General features: G+C 68.3%; 28 protein-coding genes. 3 read left to right on the plus strand and 25 right to left on the minus strand.

What is annotated here, in order from left to right; all coding sequences use genetic code 11:
* The first annotated feature begins 27 nt into the window (after positions 1-27).
* Positions 28-882: a hypothetical protein gene (locus BJ986_RS03910; RefSeq protein WP_179420815.1), complete on the plus strand. Its 855-nt coding sequence runs from the start codon at positions 28-30 to the stop codon at positions 880-882.
* Here BJ986_RS03910 and BJ986_RS03915 read toward each other — a convergent pair.
* Positions 872-1,534, minus strand: coding sequence for a TetR/AcrR family transcriptional regulator (locus BJ986_RS03915; protein ID WP_179420816.1), 663 nt, complete (start codon positions 1,532-1,534; stop codon positions 872-874). The genes BJ986_RS03910 and BJ986_RS03915 overlap by 11 nt on opposite strands.
* Positions 1,535-1,595: 61 nt before the next feature.
* On the opposite strand from BJ986_RS03915, the gene BJ986_RS03920 reads away from it, so the two are divergent.
* Positions 1,596-2,147: a cupin domain-containing protein gene (locus tag BJ986_RS03920; protein WP_179420817.1), complete on the plus strand. Its 552-nt coding sequence runs from the start codon at positions 1,596-1,598 to the stop codon at positions 2,145-2,147.
* 16 nt (positions 2,148-2,163) lie between these two features.
* Here the strand turns inward: BJ986_RS03920 and truA are convergent, their stop codons facing one another.
* Entirely contained in the window at positions 2,164-3,033 is an 870-nt protein-coding gene (gene truA / locus BJ986_RS03925; protein WP_179420818.1) for a tRNA pseudouridine(38-40) synthase TruA, read from the minus strand.
* A gap of 65 nt (positions 3,034-3,098) precedes the next feature.
* Between truA and BJ986_RS03930 the strand changes: the two genes are divergently transcribed.
* Positions 3,099-4,301 (plus strand): MFS transporter, encoded by a 1,203-nt coding sequence (locus BJ986_RS03930; protein ID WP_179420819.1) that lies wholly within the window; start codon positions 3,099-3,101, stop codon positions 4,299-4,301.
* Between the two features lie 70 nt (positions 4,302-4,371).
* On the opposite strand, the gene rplQ is transcribed toward BJ986_RS03930, so the two are convergent.
* The 23 genes from rplQ to rplP form a co-directional block, all read right to left on the minus strand.
* On the minus strand, positions 4,372-5,067 hold the full coding sequence (gene rplQ / locus BJ986_RS03935) for a 50S ribosomal protein L17, sunset domain variant (RefSeq protein ID WP_179420820.1): 696 nt from the start codon (positions 5,065-5,067) through the stop codon (positions 4,372-4,374).
* 65 nt (positions 5,068-5,132) lie between these two features.
* A complete protein-coding gene (locus tag BJ986_RS03940; protein ID WP_179420821.1) occupies positions 5,133-6,167 on the minus strand; it encodes a DNA-directed RNA polymerase subunit alpha in 1,035 nt (344 codons plus the stop codon).
* A 152-nt stretch (positions 6,168-6,319) separates the two neighbouring features.
* A complete protein-coding gene (gene rpsD / locus BJ986_RS03945) occupies positions 6,320-6,928 on the minus strand; it encodes a 30S ribosomal protein S4 (RefSeq protein ID WP_179420822.1) in 609 nt (202 codons plus the stop codon).
* A 35-nt stretch (positions 6,929-6,963) separates the two neighbouring features.
* Positions 6,964-7,368, minus strand: a complete 405-nt coding sequence (rpsK, locus tag BJ986_RS03950) for a 30S ribosomal protein S11 (RefSeq protein WP_056883316.1) — start codon at positions 7,366-7,368, stop codon at positions 6,964-6,966.
* On the minus strand, positions 7,368-7,745 hold the full coding sequence (rpsM, locus tag BJ986_RS03955; protein WP_179420823.1) for a 30S ribosomal protein S13: 378 nt from the start codon (positions 7,743-7,745) through the stop codon (positions 7,368-7,370). The genes rpsK and rpsM overlap by 1 nt, the downstream gene beginning before the upstream one ends.
* 250 nt (positions 7,746-7,995) lie before the next feature.
* The gene (rpmJ, locus tag BJ986_RS03960; protein ID WP_010148647.1) at positions 7,996-8,109 is read right to left on the minus strand and encodes a 50S ribosomal protein L36; all 114 of its coding nucleotides are present in this window, start codon (positions 8,107-8,109) and stop codon (positions 7,996-7,998) included.
* A gap of 68 nt (positions 8,110-8,177) precedes the next feature.
* On the minus strand, positions 8,178-8,399 hold the full coding sequence (gene infA, locus BJ986_RS03965) for a translation initiation factor IF-1 (RefSeq protein ID WP_006946284.1): 222 nt from the start codon (positions 8,397-8,399) through the stop codon (positions 8,178-8,180).
* 137 nt (positions 8,400-8,536) lie between these two features.
* A complete protein-coding gene (map, locus tag BJ986_RS03970) occupies positions 8,537-9,379 on the minus strand; it encodes a type I methionyl aminopeptidase (RefSeq protein WP_179420824.1) in 843 nt (280 codons plus the stop codon).
* A complete protein-coding gene (locus BJ986_RS03975) occupies positions 9,379-9,954 on the minus strand; it encodes an adenylate kinase (protein WP_179420825.1) in 576 nt (191 codons plus the stop codon). Before BJ986_RS03975 ends, map begins: the two co-directional genes overlap by 1 nt.
* On the minus strand, positions 9,954-11,267 hold the full coding sequence (secY, locus tag BJ986_RS03980) for a preprotein translocase subunit SecY (RefSeq protein WP_179420826.1): 1,314 nt from the start codon (positions 11,265-11,267) through the stop codon (positions 9,954-9,956). The genes BJ986_RS03975 and secY overlap by 1 nt, the downstream gene beginning before the upstream one ends.
* 154 nt (positions 11,268-11,421) lie before the next feature.
* Positions 11,422-11,913, minus strand: coding sequence for a 50S ribosomal protein L15 (rplO, locus tag BJ986_RS03985; protein ID WP_179420827.1), 492 nt, complete (start codon positions 11,911-11,913; stop codon positions 11,422-11,424).
* A 2-nt stretch (positions 11,914-11,915) separates the two neighbouring features.
* On the minus strand, positions 11,916-12,098 hold the full coding sequence (gene rpmD / locus BJ986_RS03990; protein WP_035902503.1) for a 50S ribosomal protein L30: 183 nt from the start codon (positions 12,096-12,098) through the stop codon (positions 11,916-11,918).
* Entirely contained in the window at positions 12,098-12,754 is a 657-nt protein-coding gene (gene rpsE, locus BJ986_RS03995) for a 30S ribosomal protein S5 (RefSeq protein WP_179420828.1), read from the minus strand. Before rpsE ends, rpmD begins: the two co-directional genes overlap by 1 nt.
* Before the next feature lie 40 nt (positions 12,755-12,794).
* The gene (gene rplR / locus BJ986_RS04000) at positions 12,795-13,169 is read right to left on the minus strand and encodes a 50S ribosomal protein L18 (RefSeq protein ID WP_272955366.1); all 375 of its coding nucleotides are present in this window, start codon (positions 13,167-13,169) and stop codon (positions 12,795-12,797) included.
* A 3-nt stretch (positions 13,170-13,172) separates the two neighbouring features.
* On the minus strand, positions 13,173-13,709 hold the full coding sequence (gene rplF / locus BJ986_RS04005; protein ID WP_179420829.1) for a 50S ribosomal protein L6: 537 nt from the start codon (positions 13,707-13,709) through the stop codon (positions 13,173-13,175).
* 11 nt (positions 13,710-13,720) lie between these two features.
* Positions 13,721-14,119, minus strand: a complete 399-nt coding sequence (rpsH, locus tag BJ986_RS04010; protein WP_179420830.1) for a 30S ribosomal protein S8 — start codon at positions 14,117-14,119, stop codon at positions 13,721-13,723.
* 78 nt (positions 14,120-14,197) lie between these two features.
* Positions 14,198-14,383 carry a type Z 30S ribosomal protein S14 gene (locus tag BJ986_RS04015; protein WP_035902511.1) on the minus strand — a complete coding sequence of 62 codons (186 nt, stop codon included), beginning with the start codon at positions 14,381-14,383 and terminating at the stop codon, positions 14,198-14,200.
* 1 nt (position 14,384) lies between these two features.
* A complete protein-coding gene (rplE, locus tag BJ986_RS04020; protein ID WP_179420831.1) occupies positions 14,385-14,957 on the minus strand; it encodes a 50S ribosomal protein L5 in 573 nt (190 codons plus the stop codon).
* A 23-nt stretch (positions 14,958-14,980) separates the two neighbouring features.
* Positions 14,981-15,340, minus strand: coding sequence for a 50S ribosomal protein L24 (rplX, locus tag BJ986_RS04025; RefSeq protein WP_179420832.1), 360 nt, complete (start codon positions 15,338-15,340; stop codon positions 14,981-14,983).
* A gap of 3 nt (positions 15,341-15,343) precedes the next feature.
* Positions 15,344-15,712, minus strand: coding sequence for a 50S ribosomal protein L14 (gene rplN / locus BJ986_RS04030; protein ID WP_056923992.1), 369 nt, complete (start codon positions 15,710-15,712; stop codon positions 15,344-15,346).
* A 136-nt stretch (positions 15,713-15,848) separates the two neighbouring features.
* Complete coding sequence (gene rpsQ / locus BJ986_RS04035) at positions 15,849-16,139, minus strand: 30S ribosomal protein S17 (RefSeq protein ID WP_179420833.1); 291 nt, start codon at positions 16,137-16,139, stop codon at positions 15,849-15,851.
* Positions 16,136-16,390, minus strand: coding sequence for a 50S ribosomal protein L29 (gene rpmC, locus BJ986_RS04040; protein WP_179420834.1), 255 nt, complete (start codon positions 16,388-16,390; stop codon positions 16,136-16,138). The genes rpsQ and rpmC overlap by 4 nt, the downstream gene beginning before the upstream one ends.
* Positions 16,390-16,809, minus strand: coding sequence for a 50S ribosomal protein L16 (gene rplP, locus BJ986_RS04045; RefSeq protein WP_179420835.1), 420 nt, complete (start codon positions 16,807-16,809; stop codon positions 16,390-16,392). Before rplP ends, rpmC begins: the two co-directional genes overlap by 1 nt.
* Between the last annotated feature and the right edge of the window lies 1 nt (position 16,810).

A 16,810-nucleotide genomic window follows, 5' to 3' on the forward strand; every position in this document is an offset into this window, starting at 1 on the left:
TCTTGCTCCCTCGCTAGGGTCGCCCTCGTGGCGATCGTCGGAGCCCTCGGTGTGACGGTGGCGGGTCAGGCGGTGGCCGCCCCGCTCCCGACGGTGGACCGGTCGGCTCGCCCCGCCTCGGCTCGCGCCATGTGGGTCTGGGACACCTCCGACCCGCAGGCGGTCGTCAGCCTCGCGACGGCCCGCGGCATCGGTCAGCTGTATGCCGCCGTGCCGGCGCACGTGGACAGCTCACCGGAGCTCGCCGAGCTCCAGCGGCTCGTCGCGCTGGCCGACGTCGCGAGGGTGCGCGTCGACGCCCTCGGCGGCGATCCCGGCTGGGTCGACGACCCGGCCCGGGTGGTCACCAGCTGGCTGCAGCCGGCGCTCGCGACGGGGCTGTTCACCGGGGTCCACGTCGACATCGAGCCCTACACGACCCCGGCCTGGACGAAGAACCGCAGAGCGGTCATCACGAGGTACCTCGCCACCCTCGACCGGCTCCACGCGGCTACCGCAGGCGCGCCGATCGAGGCGGACATCCCCTTCTGGTTCGACGAGGTCCCCGCGAACGGCTCGACCCTCGACCGCGAGGTCATGCGGCGCACCGAAGCCGTCGCCGTGATGGCCTACCGCAACCATGCCGACGGACCGGACGGCACCATCGCCGTGGCCTCGGCGGGGGTCGCCGCCGGCGCCCAGCTCGGACGGCCGGTGCGGATCGGGCAGGAGACGAACGACCTCGGCGTCGAGCCGACCGAGGTCAAGCAGACGTTCCACGGCATGACCCTGGCGCAGATGGACAGCCAGCTGAGCCTCGTCCGGGATGCCTTCTCGGGCTCCCCTGCCTTCGCCGGCCTGGCGATCCATGACTCGCGTGGCTACGCCGCGATCACCGGCTGACCTGCGGCTCGGGTTCGAGCAACAGGCGGCACCAGAGGTCTTCGAGCAGGTCCGCGTAGCGCTGGGGGGACCAACCCCGCGAGCGCAGCAACAGCCAGTACTCCGGCGCGTTGGTCGACCACACCACGTCGGCGACCTCCCGGTCGGTGAGGTCTGCTCGCAGGTGTCCGGTGGACCGCAGGTCGGCGGCGAAAAGCAGCATGTTCGACGCTCGGCGCTCGACCAGCCGGGTCCACGTCCGGGCGCACTCCTCGTCGTGGTCCCCGGCGTGGCGCAGGGCCTCGATGAGCGGCGCCGTCGCAGGCATGAGCGCACCGAGCGCCGCGGCATACACGGCGATCTTGTCCCGGCCCGACGGGGCAGCTCTCACCGCCCGGACATAGTCGCGCTGCTCGGCCGGGATCGGCTCGTCCGACGATCCCAGGACCATGTCGATGACGGCCACCACCAGCTCGGGCTTGCGGCCCACGCTCGCGTAGACGGTGTCGACCGACACCCCGGCCCGTGCAGCCACCTGCGCAACCGTCGTGGCGCCATACCCCTGGCTGGACAACAGCTCTCGCGCCGCCGCGAGGACCTCGCGGCGGGTGCGGGCGGCCCGCTCGGCGCGGACCGGGGAGGTGTAGCGCCGGGGCTTGACGGAGTCGCTCATCGGGCCTACCTTACCAATATTCGCCCGAATCCGTTTCGGATGAATATGCGGGAGGAACCCCATGACCGAGAAGTCGACGACCGCCACGCACCGTCCGCTCGACGCTGGGGACGAGCCCCCGCCCCGAGCGGTCTTCCGCGCCGGGGGGACCGCCCGGGCCACTTGGGCGATGGGCTCGTTGTTCGAGCACCTGCTGACGGCCGAGGAGTCCGGCGGGACCCTCGGCGTCGCCCTGGTCACCCAGCCGCCGGGAATCGCGACACCACTGCACCGCCATCAGCGCGAGGCCGAAGCGTTCTTCCTCCTGGACGGCGCGATGACGTACCGCGCGGGCGACGAGGTCTTCCATCTGGTCGGGGGCGACTTCATCTGGCTGCCGCCGAACCTCCCCCACGCCTTCCGCGTCACCGGCGACCGGCCGGTGCGCTTCGTCGGCCTCGCCGACCCGGGCCATCTCTTCGGGCTCTACGACGAGGTGGGCCTGCCCGCGAGCGAGCGCCGTCTGCCCGGCCCCGATGGGCGACCCATGGAGCAGGAGATCCCGCGGTGGAACGCCGTCGGGCCGAGGTACGGGCTCGAGGTCCTGGGGCCGCCCCTGCCCGAGGAGTCCTAGCCCGCACCCGGCCCGGTCAGGCGAGGTTTCGCCGGACCCGCGACTCCTTCGCGCGCGCAGCCAGATCCGCGTCGTCGGGGTACACGACCTCCTCGAGGCACAGCCCGTGTGGGGGCATGACCATCACGGCGGCGTCGCGGACCGCGGCCTGCATCACCTCAGCCGGCCAGCCGACCTCCTTGCGCCCCTCGCCCACCGGCACGACCGCGCCGACCAGCGAGCGCACCATCGAGTGGCAGAACGCGTCGGCGACCACGGTGGCCTCGAGCGTGCCGTCGGGGCCGCGCTGCCACGAGTACTCGAGCAGGGTGCGCACGGTGGTGGCCCCTTCCCGCCTCTTGCAGAAGGCCCCGAAGTCGTGGAGCCCCACCAGCCGCCGCGCGGCAGCGTGCATGGCGTCGACGTCGAGGGCTCGGGTGACGACGACGGTCTCGCGCCGACGCAGCGGGTCGGCCAGCTCCGGTTGGTCGGCCAAGCGGTAGAGGTATCGGCGCCGCAGGGCGGAGAACCGCGCGTCGAAACCGTGCGGGGCAACGGACACCGACCGCATACCGATGTCCGCAGGGAGTATGCCGCGGAGCCGGCTCAGCGCCGCCTGCTGCGGTGTCCGCGTCGACCGGCCGGGCAGCAGAGCCCAGGCGTCGACATCGGCGTCGAGGTGCGCCACCTGGCCGCGCGCGTGGACACCGGCGTCGGTGCGCCCCGCCACGGTGAGCCGGACCGGCTGCTCCGCGCGCAGCATCGTCGTCAGGGCTGCTGACAGCTCACCCTCGACGGTCCGCAGGCCCGGCTGAGCGGCCCACCCCGAGAAGTCCGTGCCGTCGTAGCCGAAGTCGAGGCGGATCCGCAGGGGCACGGTCGGCCGCTCCCCCTGCTCCTGATCCATGCGTCAAGCCTAGCCACGCCCGGTGGTTGACCTCTGCGAGACCCGGGGTCTGCGAGAGTGGCCGCGTGAGGAGTGCCACCGCCGCGCCCCAGGCCGCCACCGCGCTGTCCCGACACCGCGCGGCTGTCGCTGCGGCCTTCGCCGTGCAGGGCCTGCTGTTCATCTCGCTGACGACCCGCCTGCCGCGGTTCCAGAGGATCTGGGACCTGTCGGAGCTGTTCGTCTCGGGCCTGCTGCTGATGGTGGTGCTGCTCGCCGGCGCCGGGTCGGCCCTTGCCGAGCTGGCAGCCACCCGGATGGGCAGCGCCAGCACCCTGCGAGCCGGGTTCGCCCTCCAGGCCGTGGGGCTGGGCGCCGTGGCCGTCGCACCCCAGCGCGCCGTCTTCGTCGCAGGACTGGCCGTCTACGGCCTGGGCCTGGGCATCGTCGACGCCGCCTCCAACATGCAGGCCGTGGCTGTCGAGCACCGCTACGGCCGCACGATCCTGCCGTCCTTCCACGGCGCGTGGACTGCCGGCGGCATCGTCGCGACCGTCGTGACCATCGCGGTGACGCGGTTGGGCCTGGTCGCGGGCCTGTTGCCCCTGTGCGTCCTTGCCCTCGGGCTGCTGGCGGCACCCCTGCTGCCCGCGGGAGCCGACACCCCGGTGGCCCCGGACGTCGCAGCCCTGGACGTGCCCTGGCGCAAGATCGCCCTCCTGGGCGCCGCGATGGTGCTCTTCTACATGGTCGACACGGCGGCCACCACCTGGGGCCCGGTCTTCCTCAAGTCGGTCCACCAGGCGCCCGACTGGCTGCTCCCGCTCGCGACGCTCCCCTACCTCGTGGCGAGCCTGGCCACCCGGCTCGCCGGAGACGCCGCGGTCGCGCGGCTCGGGGCGGTGGCGCTGGTGAGGGTCGGCGCACTCGTCGCCTGCGCAGCCTTGGCAGTCATCGTCTTCTCGCCGTCGTGGCCCGTCGCCGTCCTCGGGTTCACGGTGCTCGGCGGGTCCGTGGCCGTCATCGCTCCGCTCTCCTTCTCGGCCGCGGCCGTCGTGGCCGGCGGCGGGCTCGACCCGGAGGCCAGGCGGGCGAGGGTGGACGCGGTCATCGCGCGGTTCAACCAGTTCAACTACGTCGGCGGGCTGCTCGGTGCGGTCCTCACCGGCGTCGTCGGCGCCGACTCGCTGCGTCCCGGCTTCGCCGTCCCGATGGTCCTCATCCTGGCGATCCTGCCCCTCGCCGGTGCCTTCCGCGCCGAGCCGGCCACCCGGCACACGCCGTCCTGAAAGCACGAAGAGGGCCGTCCACCCCGATGGGTGAACGGCCCTCTTCGATCGTGCCGTGTGGCTGCCTGGGTCAGGCGCCGGCCTTCGTGAAGCCAGCGGCCTCGGCGTCGGCACCGGACTTGAACCAGAACTCGGCCACGGTCTGGTCGAACCACTGGCCGTCGGGCTCGTGGTACTTGCCGGAGTCCGCGTTGCCCTTGACCGTGTAGGCCGCGTCGGGCGAGGAGCCGTCCTCGTTGGCGACGACGGCGCCCTCGGGCACCTCCGCGACCACGGCTTCGGTGGTGTCCTCTGCCTTGGCGTCGTCCTCGGCGGCCTTGGTCTCAGCCGCGGCCTCCTTGGCCTCAGCCTGCTTGGCGGCGCGCTTGGTGGCAGCCTCCGCCTCCTTGACCGTCGCCTTCTTGGCGATCGGCTCGCGGACGAGCTCGATCACGGCCATGGGGGCGTTGTCACCCTTGCGGGCGCCGATCTTGGTGATGCGGGTGTAGCCGCCGGGACGCTCGGCCATGTCGGGCGCGATCTCGGTGAAGAGACGGTGCACGACACCCTTGTCGGAGATGACCGACAGGACGCGACGACGCGCGTGCAGGTCACCGCGCTTGGCGAACGTCACCAGACGCTCGGCCAGCGGGCGCAGGCGCTTGGCCTTGGCCTCGGTGGTGGTGATCGAGTCGTGCTCGAACAGCGACTGGGCCAGGTTGGCCAGGATCAGTCGCTCGTGGGCCGGACCGCCGCCGAGACGGGGACCCTTGGTGGGGGTAGGCATGGTTCAGGTTCTCCTTGGTGTGCAAGGGGCGGATGGTCTCCCGCCCGCCCCTCAGCGGCGGTTGGTCAGAGCTGCTCGTCTTCGGCCAGCGAACGGCCGTCGTCAGCGAAGTCGTCGTCGTAGTCGCCGTAGGTGTCAGCGATCGCGCTCGGGTCGAACCCGGGCGGGCTGTCCTTGAGCGCCAGACCCATGCCGACGAGCTTGGCCTTGACCTCGTCGATCGACTTCGCACCGAAGTTGCGGATGTCGAGCAGGTCGGCCTCGCTGCGACCCACGAGCTCACCCACGGTGTGGATGCCCTCGCGCTTGAGGCAGTTGTAGGACCGCACGGTGAGGTCGAGGTCCTCGATCGGCAGCGCCAGGTCGGCGGCCAGGGCAGCGTCGGTCGGCGACGGGCCCATGTCGATGCCCTCCGCCTCGACGTTGAGCTCACGCGCAAGGCCGAACAGCTCGACGAGGGTCTTGCCGGCCGAGGCCATGGCGTCACGCGGAGCCATCGAGTTCTTGGTCTCGACGTCGACGATGAGCTTGTCGAAGTCGGTGCGCTGCTCCACACGGGTCGCCTCGACCTTGTAGGTCACGGCGAGCACGGGCGAGTAGATGGAGTCGACCGGGATGCGGCCGATCTCCTGGTCACCGGACTTGTTCTGGTTGGCCGAGACGTAGCCGCGACCGCGCTCGACGGTCAGCTCCATCTCGATCTTGCCCTTGCCGTTGAGCGTGGCGATGTGAAGGTCGGGGTTGTGCACCTCGACACCGGCCGGCGGCGCGATGTCCGCAGCGGTGACGGCGCCGGCGCCCTGCTTGCGCAGGTACATGACGACCGGCTCGTCGTGCTCCGAGGAGACGACCAGGCCCTTGATGTTGAGGATGATCTCGGTGACGTCCTCCTTGACCCCGGGGATCGTGGAGAACTCGTGCAGCACGCCGTCGATGCGGATGCTGGTCACGGCGGCGCCGGGGATGCTCGACAGGAGCGTGCGGCGCATGGAGTTGCCGAGCGTGTAGCCGAAGCCGGGCTCGAGGGGCTCGATGACGAATCGGCTGCGGTTGTCCGCAACCACGTCTTCGCTGAGGGAGGGGCGCTGTGCGATGAGCACGGGTGTTTCCTTTCTCTTCGGCGACCGCTATATGACGCCGATGATGTGCCGGTCCGACCGGCTGTCCACGCCACCTCTGTCCGCGGTGTGGACCACAACGCCTCGGTACGCCGCGTGCGCGGGGAGCGCCCGCGGCATACCGAGGTTGGTTGTCAGTTCTTCGAGTAGAGCTCGACGATCAGCTGCTCCGTGAGGATCGTGTCGATCTGCGCACGCTCCGGGAGCTGGTGGATCATGATCTGCAGCGTGCCCGGGACGACCTGGAGCCAGGCCGGGGTGGGGCGCTCGCCGAAGGTCTGGCGGGCCAGCTCGATCGGGAAGGTGTTCACGGACTGCTTGCGAACGGTGATGATGTCGTACTGCTCGACGCGGTAGGACGGGACGTCCACGCGCACGCCGTTGACCTCGAAGTGACCGTGCGTGACGAGCTGGCGAGCCGCACGACGGGTGCGGGCCAGGCCGGCGCGGTAGATCACGTTGTCCAGGCGGGACTCGAGGATCTGCAGCAGGGTCTCACCGGTCTTGCCGGAGCGCCGTGAGGCCTCCTTGTAGTAACCGCGGAACTGCTTCTCCATGACGCCGTAGGTGAAGCGAGCCTTCTGCTTCTCCTGCAGCTGGGTGAGGTACTCCTTCTCCTGCATCCGGCGACGGCCGTGCTGGCCGGGCGGGAAGGGACGGAGCTCGAAGTTCTTGTCGCCGCCGACGAGGTCGACCTTGAGGCGACGCGACTTCTTGGTGATGGGGCCGGTGTAACGAGCCATGAGTTTTCTCTATCTCCCTGTTCTGTACCGACGGCTCAGACGCGGCGGCGCTTGGGCGGACGGACACCGTTGTGCGGCGAGGGGGTGACGTCGCTGATCGCGCCGACCTCCAGGCCGGTGGCGGTCAGGGAGCGGATGGCGGTCTCGCGACCGGAGCCCGGGCCCTTGACGAAGACGTCGACCTTGCGCATGCCGTGCTCCATCGCGCGGCGGGCGGCAGCCTCGGCGGCCATCTGCGCGGCGAACGGGGTGGACTTGCGCGAGCCCTTGAAGCCGACCTGGCCGGCGGAGGCCCACGAGATCACGGCGCCGGTGGGGTCCGTGATCGAGATGATGGTGTTGTTGAACGTGCTCTTGATGTGAGCGTGCCCGTGGGCGACGTTCTTCTTCTCCTTGCGGCGCACCTTCTTGGCGCCAGCGGTACGAGCCTTGGGAGGCATTACTTACCAACCTTCTTCTTGCCGGCGACGGTGCGCTTGGGGCCCTTGCGGGTGCGCGCGTTGGTCTTGGTGCGCTGGCCGCGCACGGGCAGGCCACGGCGGTGGCGCAGGCCCTCGTAGGAGCCGATCTCGACCTTGCGGCGGATGTCGGCGGCGATCTCGCGACGGAGGTCACCCTCGATCTTGACGTTCGCCTCGAGGTAGTCGCGCAGGGCGACGAGATCGGAGTCGGTCAGGTCGCGGACGCGGGTGTTCGGGTTGACACCCGTGGCTGCCAGCGCCTGCTGGGAGCGGGTACGACCCACTCCGAAGATGTAGGTGAGAGCGATCTCGACGCGCTTCTCGCGCGGGAGATCCACACCGACAAGACGTGCCATCTTGTGTGTTTCCTTTGTTTCACCGGAGGTCTGGAGCAGTACCGTTCCGGGCTTGCTCCCGAAGCTTTCCTCGGGGCACCGGTCCTCGGCCTCCGGGCCGGGGGTGACGTCCTGGTCGGCGTGAGTGTCGTCTTTCGACGACGCCGCGCACAGGGGCCGGGTACTGCGGTCATTCACTTGTCTGCGCTTCTCGAAGAGATGCGAGTCGTGCTGGGGCGAGTCCCGCTGCCGGGCCTCGCGGTACTTCTGGTCAGCCCTGGCGCTGCTTGTGGCGCAGGTTCTCGCAGATCACCATGACCCGGCCGTGACGGCGGATCACCTTGCACTTGTCGCAGATCTTCTTGACGCTCGGCTGAACCTTCATAGCCTCTGCTTCGCCTCGATCTGGCACTGCCGGTCCGGTTGGGCCAGCAGGTCTAACGGGTGGTGCGTCTAGCGGTAGCGGAAGACGATCCGGCCACGGGTCAGGTCGTACGGGCTGAGCTCCACCACCACGCGGTCCTCGGGGAGGATCCGGATGTAGTGCTGACGCATCTTGCCCGAGATGTGAGCGAGAACCTTGTGACCGTTCGTCAGCTCGACCCGGAACATCGCGTTCGGGAGAGCCTCGACGATCGTGCCCTCGATCTCGATGACACCGTCCTTCTTGGCCATATCCTCCACAATCTGTTGCGTGGCACCCCCTGCTGGGGCGCACACACGAATGCGGCGCGCGAGGTCGCGCACCAACAGACGAGTCTACGCCAGGACTCGCTGAGCACGAAATCGTGCTCAGGACCCTCGGTCCCCGGTCAGCCCAGAGGCGCGTATGCCGCGCCGGCGGCTTCCAGCCGCTCCTTGCCACCGTCGAGCGCGGTGAGCACCCACAGGCCGTCGTCCGTGACCGCCACGGTGTTCTCCCAGTGCGCGGCCCGGGACGAGTCGACCGTGACCACGGTCCAGTCGTCCTGCAGCACCCGGGTCTCGGCGGACCCGAGGGTCACCATCGGCTCGATCGCCACGGTGACACCGGAGCGGACCGTCGGCCCCTTGTCGCGGACGCGGTAGTTCGGCACCTGCGGGTCCATGTGCATCTCCGTGCCGATGCCGTGACCGACGTAGTCCTCGACGATCCCGTACTCGTGCCCGTCGCTGGTGCCGGAGGCGACGATGCTGTCCTCGACACCGGCGCCCACGGCATACAGCGACTCCCCCACGGCGAGGGCGGCTATGCCGGCCCACATGGAGTCCTCGGTGGCGTCGATGAGGGCGAGGTCCTCGGGACGCCCGGCGTCACGACCGCCCACGATGACCGAGATCGCGGCGTCGCCGTGCCAGCCGTCCACGATGGCGCCGCAGTCGATGGAGATGAGGTCGCCCTCGAGCAGCACCCGCGAGCCGGGGATGCCGTGCACGACCTCGTCGTTGACCGACGTGCAGAGCGAGCCGGTGAAGCCGTGGTAGCCCAGGAACGACGGGGTCGCCCCGCATCCGCGGATGTGCTCCTCCGCGAGCTCGTCGAGCTGCTTGGTCGTCATGCCCGGACGGACCGTCTGGGCCATCAGCTGCAGGGTCTGGCCGACCACCAGGCCGGCCTTGCGCATCCGCAGGATCTGGTCTGGGGTCTTGGTCTCGATGCGGGACCTGCCGAACATCAGGATCGAGCAACCCCTTCGAGGGCGTCGGAGACACGGGTGAAGACGTCGTCCACCGGACCCATCCCGTCGACCTGCACGAGCAGGCCGCGGGCGGAGTAGACGTCGGTCAGCGGGGCTGTCTCGCGACGGTAGATCGCCTGCCGCTCGCGGATGACCTCTTCGGTGTCGTCCTCGCGGCCCTCGATCTGGGCGCGCTTGAGCAGCCGCTGGACGACGGCCTCGTCGTCGACGGTCAGCTCGAGCACGGCGTCCAGCGCGTGGCCGTGCTCGGCCAGGATCGCATCGAGCGTCTCGACCTGCGCCGCGGTGCGCGGGAACCCGTCGAGCAGGAAGCCCTGCTCCGCGTCGTCCTCGAAGAGGCGGTCGCGGACGACGGCGTTGGTGATCTCGTCGGTGACGTAGCCACCGGACGCCAGCACCTCCTTGACCTGCAGACCCAGAGGCGTCTCGTTCTTGATGTTGGCGCGGAAGATGTCACCGGTGGAGATCGCGGGGATGCCGAACTTCTCGGCGATCTTGGCGGCCTGGGTGCCCTTTCCGGCACCCGGGGGGCCGAGGATGATGAGGCGCATCAGCGGAGGAACCCTTCGTAATGGCGCTGCTGCAGCTGCGACTCGATCTGCTTCACCGTCTCGAGGCCGACGCCGACGATGATGAGGATGGAGGTGCCACCGAACGGGAAGTTCTGGTTGGCCCCGACGAGTACCAGTGCGATGAGCGGGATCAGCGAGACGAGGCCGAGGTAGATGGCCCCTGGAACCGTGATGCGGGTGAGCACGTAGTCGAGGTACTCGGCCGTGGGTCGCCCGGCGCGGATACCTGGGATGAAGCCGCCGTAGCGCTTCATGTTGTCGGCCACTTCCTCCGGGTTGAACGTGATCGACACGTAGAAGAACGTGAAGAACAGGATCAGCACGATGTAGACGGCCATGTAGATCGGGTGGTCGCCCCGCACCAGGTGCTGGTCGATCCAGGTCACCCAGCCGGGCTGGTTGCCGGTGGTGGACCGGTTGAACTGTGCCAGCAACGACGGCAGTGCGAGCAAGGAGGAGGCGAAGATCACGGGGATGACGCCGGCCATGTTGACCTTGAGCGGGATGTAGGTCGACGTGCCGCCGTACATCTGGCGGCCGACCTGGCGCTTGGCGTACTGCACCGGGATGCGCCGCTGGCTCTGCTCGACGAACACGACCAGCGCGATGATCATGAACCCGAGCAGGATGACGCCGATGAAGACGTCCCACCGCCCGTCCTTCTGCTGGATCGCCCACAGCGAGGACGGGAACGAGCTCGCGATCGAGGTGAAGATCAGCAGCGACATGCCGTTGCCGATGCCCTTGTCGGTGACGAGCTCGGCCAGCCACATGACCACACCGGTGCCGGCGGTCATCGTGAGGACCATGATGACCAGGGTCGGGATCGAGTTGTCCGGCAGGATGCTCGTGCAGTTCGGGCCGAACAGAGCCGAGGGGTTCTGGGCGAACGTGATCAGCGTCGAGGACTGCAGGACCGCGAGACCGATGGTCAGGTAGCGCGTGTACTGCGTCATCTTCGTCTGGCCCTGCTGGCCCTCCTTCTTGAGGGCCTCGAACCGCGGGATGACCACGGTGAGGAGCTGCACGATGATGCTCGCCGTGATGTACGGCATGATCCCGAGCGCGAAGATCGACAGCTGCAGGAGCGCGCCACCGCTGAACAGGTTGGCAAGGCCGAGCACGCCGGTCGTGGAGTTCGCGCCCTTGATGCAGGCCTGGACAGCCTTGTAGCTCACGCCGGGGACGGGCACGTGCGAGCCCAGCCGGAAGATGATGATGATCCCGAGGGTGAACAGCAGCTTCCTGCGCAGGTCCGGCGTCTTGAACGCACGGGTGAAGGCGGTGAGCACAGGTCCTCCTGGTGACGCGGGCCGGTTCGGCCCCGCGGTGATGACGGTCAGGCAATCCTAGGAAGGTTACCCCGGGCCGTGGCCCGGGACACCAAACGGGTATGCCGCGAGCTCACCGTGAGGTGAGCCCGCGGCATACCTGCAGCTGGGTGGGTCAGGCCGAGGTGACCGAGCCGCCGGCGGCCTCGATCTTCTCCTTGGCGGTGGCCGAGAACTTGTCAGCGGTCACGTTGACCTTGACGGTGATCTCGCCGGTGCCGAGCACCTTGACCAGGGAGCTGTCGCGGACCGCACCCTTGGCCACGAGGTCGGCGACGGTCACGTCGCCACCCTCGGGGAACAGGGCGGACAGCTTGTCCAGGTTCACGACCTGGTACTCCACGCGGAACGGGTTCTTGAACCCGCGAAGCTTCGGCAGGCGCATGTGCAGCGGCATGGCGCCACCTTCGAAGCGCTCCGGAACCTGGTAGCGGGCCTTGGTGCCCTTGGTGCCACGACCGGCGGTCTTGCCCTTGGAGCCCTCACCGCGACCCACACGGGTCTTCGCGGTCTTGGCGCCGGGGGCCGGACGCAGGTGGTGCACCTTGAGGGTCGTGCCCTCGGGCGCGGCTTCTGTCGAGGCCTTCTTGGTGTCCTTGGTGGCCATGGTCAGTCAACCTCCTCGACGGCAACGAGGTGCGTCACCGTCTTGACCATCCCGCGGATCTCGGGACGGTCCTCCTTGACGACGACGTCGCCAATGCGCTTCAGACCGAGGCTGCGGAGCGTGTCACGCTGGTTCTGCTTGCCACCGATCTCGGAACGGGTCTGGGTCACCTTCAGACGTGCCATCACGCACCTGCCTTGGCAGCTTCGCGACCGGCAGCCTGGGCGCGCAGCATGGCGGCCGGGGCGACCTGGTCGACCGGCAGCCCGCGGCGGGCGGCGACGGCCTCGGGACGCTCGAGACCCTGCAGGGCCGCGACCGTCGCGTGGACGACGTTGATGGCGTTGTCCGAGCCGAGCGACTTGCTCAGCACGTCGTGGATGCCGGCGCACTCGAGCACCGCACGCACCGGACCACCGGCGATGACACCGGTACCGGGGGCTGCGGGACGAAGCATGACGACGCCGGCAGCGGCCTCACCCTGCACGGGGTGCGGGATGGTGCCCTGGATGCGGGGGACCTTGAAGAACTCCTTCTTGGCCTCCTCGACACCCTTGGCGATCGCCGCGGGAACTTCCTTGGCCTTGCCGTAGCCGACGCCGACGGTTCCGTCGCCGTCACCCACGACCACCAGGGCGGTGAAGCTGAAGCGACGTCCACCCTTGACGACCTTGGAGACGCGGTTGATGGTCACGACGCGCTCGACGTAGGCGCTCTTCTCGGCCTGGTCACGGCCGCCGTCACGACGGTTGTCACGGCCACCGCGGCGGTCGCCGCGCTCACCACGAGCTGCGTCGCCGCCAGCAGCGGCACCAGTGCCTCGACGCTGGGGTCCGGGCATCAGATGTTCCTCATCTCGATAACAGTTGCGGTCACGGTGCTCACAGGGCCAGTCCGCCCTCGCGGGCGCCCTCGGCGATGGCAGCGACGCGGCCGTGGTACTTGTTGCCGCCGCGGTCGAAGACGACAGCCTCGACACCGGCGCTCTTGGCGCGCTCGGCGAGCAGCTCGCCCACCTTGCGGGCCTTGGCGGTCTTGTCGCCCTCGAACGAGCGCAGGTCTGCCTCCATGGTGGAGGCCGACGCCACGGTCTTGCCGAGGGTGTCGTCGACGATCTGCACGAAGACGTGGCGCGTGGACCGCGACACGACCAGGCGCGGACGAACCGTCGTGCCGGTCACCTTCTTGCGCAGGCGCAGGTGGCGACGTCCGCGTGCAGCGGACTTGCCCTTGGCGCGCTTGACGATCATTGCCATGGCTTACTTACCGGCCTTTCCGACCTTGCGACGGATGTGCTCGCCCGCATAGCGAACGCCCTTGCCCTTGTACGGGTCGGGCTTGCGCAGCTTGCGGATGTTCGCAGCAACCTCGCCAACGAGCTGCTTGTCGATGCCCTGGACCGCGAAGCGGGTCGGGTTCTCGACAGCGAAGGAGATGCCCTCAGGGGCCTTGACGGTGATCGAGTGGCTGTAGCCGAGCGCGAACTCGAGGTCGCCGCCCTTGTTGGCCACGCGGTAACCCGTGCCGTGGATCTCCATCTTCTTCTCATAGCCCTCGGTCACACCGAGCACCATGTTGTTGATGAGCGAGCGGGTCAGGCCGTGCAGGGCACGGGACTGGCGCTCGTCGTTGGGGCGCTTGACCTCGAGGTCAGCGTCGCCCTTCTCGACCGTGATCGGCTCGGCCACGATGTGGCTGAGCTCGCCCTTGGGGCCCTTCACCGTGACGGCCTGGCCGTCGATGGTGACCTCGACACCGCTAGGGATGGAGACCGGGAGTCGTCCGATACGCGACATGTCGAATCCCCTTACCAGACGTAGGCGAGGACTTCCCCGCCCACACCCTTGGTCGCGGCCTGGCGGTCCGTGAGGAGACCAGACGAGGTGGAAATGATGGCCACACCGAGACCGCCGAGAACCTTGGGCAGGTTCGTCGACTTGGCGTAGACGCGCAGACCGGGCTTGGAGACACGGCGCACGCCAGCGATGGAACGCTCGCGGTTCGGGCCGTACTTCAGCTCGATGGTCAGCGTCTTGCCGACCTCGGCGTCCTCGACCTTCCAGGCGGCGATGTAGCCCTCCGCCTGGAGGATCTCGGCAATGTGGGACTTCAGTTTGGAAAACGGCATGGAGACAGCGTCGTGGTGCGCCGAGTTGGCGTTCCTGACGCGGGTCAGCATGTCCGCAATCGGGTCAGTCATGGTCATGGGCTTCTCCGGCCCTCTCTCACCGTGGTTTCACTGCTGGTGCAGCGACCTGCGATGTAAGGATGAAATCGGTGGGTATTACCAGGAGCTCTTGGTGACGCCGGGCAGCTCGCCGCGGTGAGCCATCTCGCGAAGGCAGATGCGGCACAGCCCGAACTTGCGGTAGACCGAGTGCGGTCGGCCGCAGCGCTGACAACGGGTGTAGCCGCGCACCTTGAACTTCGGCTTCTTGTTGGCCTTGTTGACCAGGGCGGTCTTCGCCATGTCAGTTCTCCTTGAAGGGGAAGCCGAGCGCCTTCAGCAGTGCGCGGCCCTCGTCGTCGTTGGTGGCGGTGGTCACCACAGTGATGTCCATGCCACGGACACGGTCGATCCGGTCCTGGTCGATTTCGTGGAACATCGACTGCTCCGTGAGACCGAAGGTGTAGTTGCCGTTGCCGTCGAACTGCTTGGGCGACAGGCCACGGAAGTCGCGGATACGCGGCAGGGCCACCGACACGAGGCGGTCGAGGAACTCCCACATCCGGTCGCCGCGCAGCGTGGTGTGCGCACCGATCGGCATGCCCTCGCGCAGCTTGAACTGCGCGATGGACTTGCGGGCCTTGGTGACCAGGGGCTTCTGACCGGTGATGGCGGACAGGTCCCTGATCGCGCCCTCGATGAGCTTGGCGTCCTTGGCGGCGTCACCAACACCCATGTTGACGACGACCTTGACCACGCCGGGCACCTGCATGACGTTGTCGTAGCCGAACTGCTTGAGCAGCCCGCCCTTGATCTCGTCCGCGTAGCGCTGCTTGAGGCGCGGCGTCACCGCTGCGGAAACTGAAGTCTGCGTCATGGTTTCTGTTTCGGTCATCGTTCTCACAGGTCCTTGCCCGAGCGCACCGCGACACGGGTGCGGACGGTCTTGGTGCGGCCGTTGCGCTCCACGGTCTCGACGCGGGTCTTGATCCGGGTGGCGAGCTTCTTGTCATCGGGGTCCACGACGGCCACGTTGCTCACGTGGATCGCGGCTTCCTGGACGACCAGGCCACCGGTGCGGCTGCCGCGAGCGGTCTGGCCCGCCTTGGTGTGGCGGGTCACCCGGTTGACACCCTCGACGAGCACGCGCTCGGTCTCGGGGTACACGGCGATGACCTTGCCGATGCTGTTGCGGTCCTTGCCCGTGAGCACCTTGACGGTGTCACCCTTCTTGATCTTCATCTTCTTCTTGTCAGCCATGGGTCAGAGCACCTCCGGCGCCAACGAGATGATCTTCATGAACTTCTTCTCACGCAGCTCGCGGCCCACCGGGCCGAAGATGCGGGTGCCACGGGGGTCCCCGTCGGCCTTGAGGATGACGGCGGCGTTCTCGTCGAACTTGATGTACGACCCGTCACCGCGACGGCGCTCCTTGGTGGTGCGCACGATGACGGCCTTGACGACGTCGCCCTTCTTGACGTTGCCGCCGGGAATGGCGTCCTTGACGGCGGCGACGATGACGTCACCGATGCCGGCGTAACGACGACCCGAGCCACCGAGAACACGGATGCAAAGGATTTCCTTGGCACCTGTGTTGTCGGCGACGCGCAGTCGCGACTCCTGCTGGATCACTGTCTAACTCCTGTCGTCGAGCTGGTTCTCACACGCGGTGAGCCTGGCCGAACTGTGGGGGGCTTGTTTCCGTGCCCCCGCGGCATACCTGCTTATCGCTGCGGTATGCCGCGTGGGCGGCGGATGCTGAGGTGTCTTACTTGGCCTTCTCGAGGATCTCCACCACGCGCCAGCGCTTGGTGGCCGAGAGCGGGCGGGTCTCCATGATCGAGACGCGGTCACCGATGCCGGCGGCGTTGTCCTCGTCATGGGCCTTGACCTTGCTCGAGCGTCGCAGGACCTTGCCGTAGAGCGCGTGCTTGACGCGGTCCTCGACCTCGACCACGACGGTCTTGTCCATCTTGTCGCTCACCACGTAACCCTGACGGGTCTTGCGGTAGTTGCGGTCTGCAGCCGTCACGGCCTCGTCCTTCGTGTTCTCGGTCATGCCGACTCCTCCTTGGCTTCGACACTCGGGCTCTGCCCGATACCGAGCTCGCGCTCACGCAGCTCGGTGTAGATGCGGGCGATGTCCTTGCGGACGGCGCGCAGGCGGCCGTGGTTGTCCAGCTGGCCGGTGGCCGACTGGAACCGGAGGTTGAAGAGCTCCTCCTTGGCCTTGCGGAGCTCGTCGACCAGACGCTCGTCGTCGAGACCACGCAGGTTCTCCGACACCAGGTCCTTGGATCCGACTGCCATCAGATGTCACCACCCTCACGCCGAACGAAGCGGCACTTCATCGGGAGCTTGTGCATCGCCAGACGCAGGGCCTCACGGGCGACCTCTTCGGACACACCGTTCACCTCGAACATCACGCGACCAGGCTTGATGTTGGCGATCCACCACTCGGGGGAGCCCTTACCGGAACCCATGCGGGTCTCGGCCGGCTTCTTGGTCAGCGGGCGGTCGGGGTAGATGTTGATCCACACCTTTCCACCACGCTTCATGTAACGCGTCATCGCAATACGAGCGGACTCGATCTGACGGTTGGTGACGTAGGCGGGCTCGAGGGCCTGGATGCCGTAGTCGCCGAACGCGATCTTGGTGCCACCCTTCGCAGCGCCCGAGCGTCCCGGGTGGTGCTGCTTGCGGTGCTTGACTCGACGAGGAATCAACATG

The organism is Pedococcus badiiscoriae, from assembly GCF_013408925.1.
GTDB lineage: Bacteria > Actinomycetota > Actinomycetes > Actinomycetales > Dermatophilaceae > Pedococcus > Pedococcus badiiscoriae.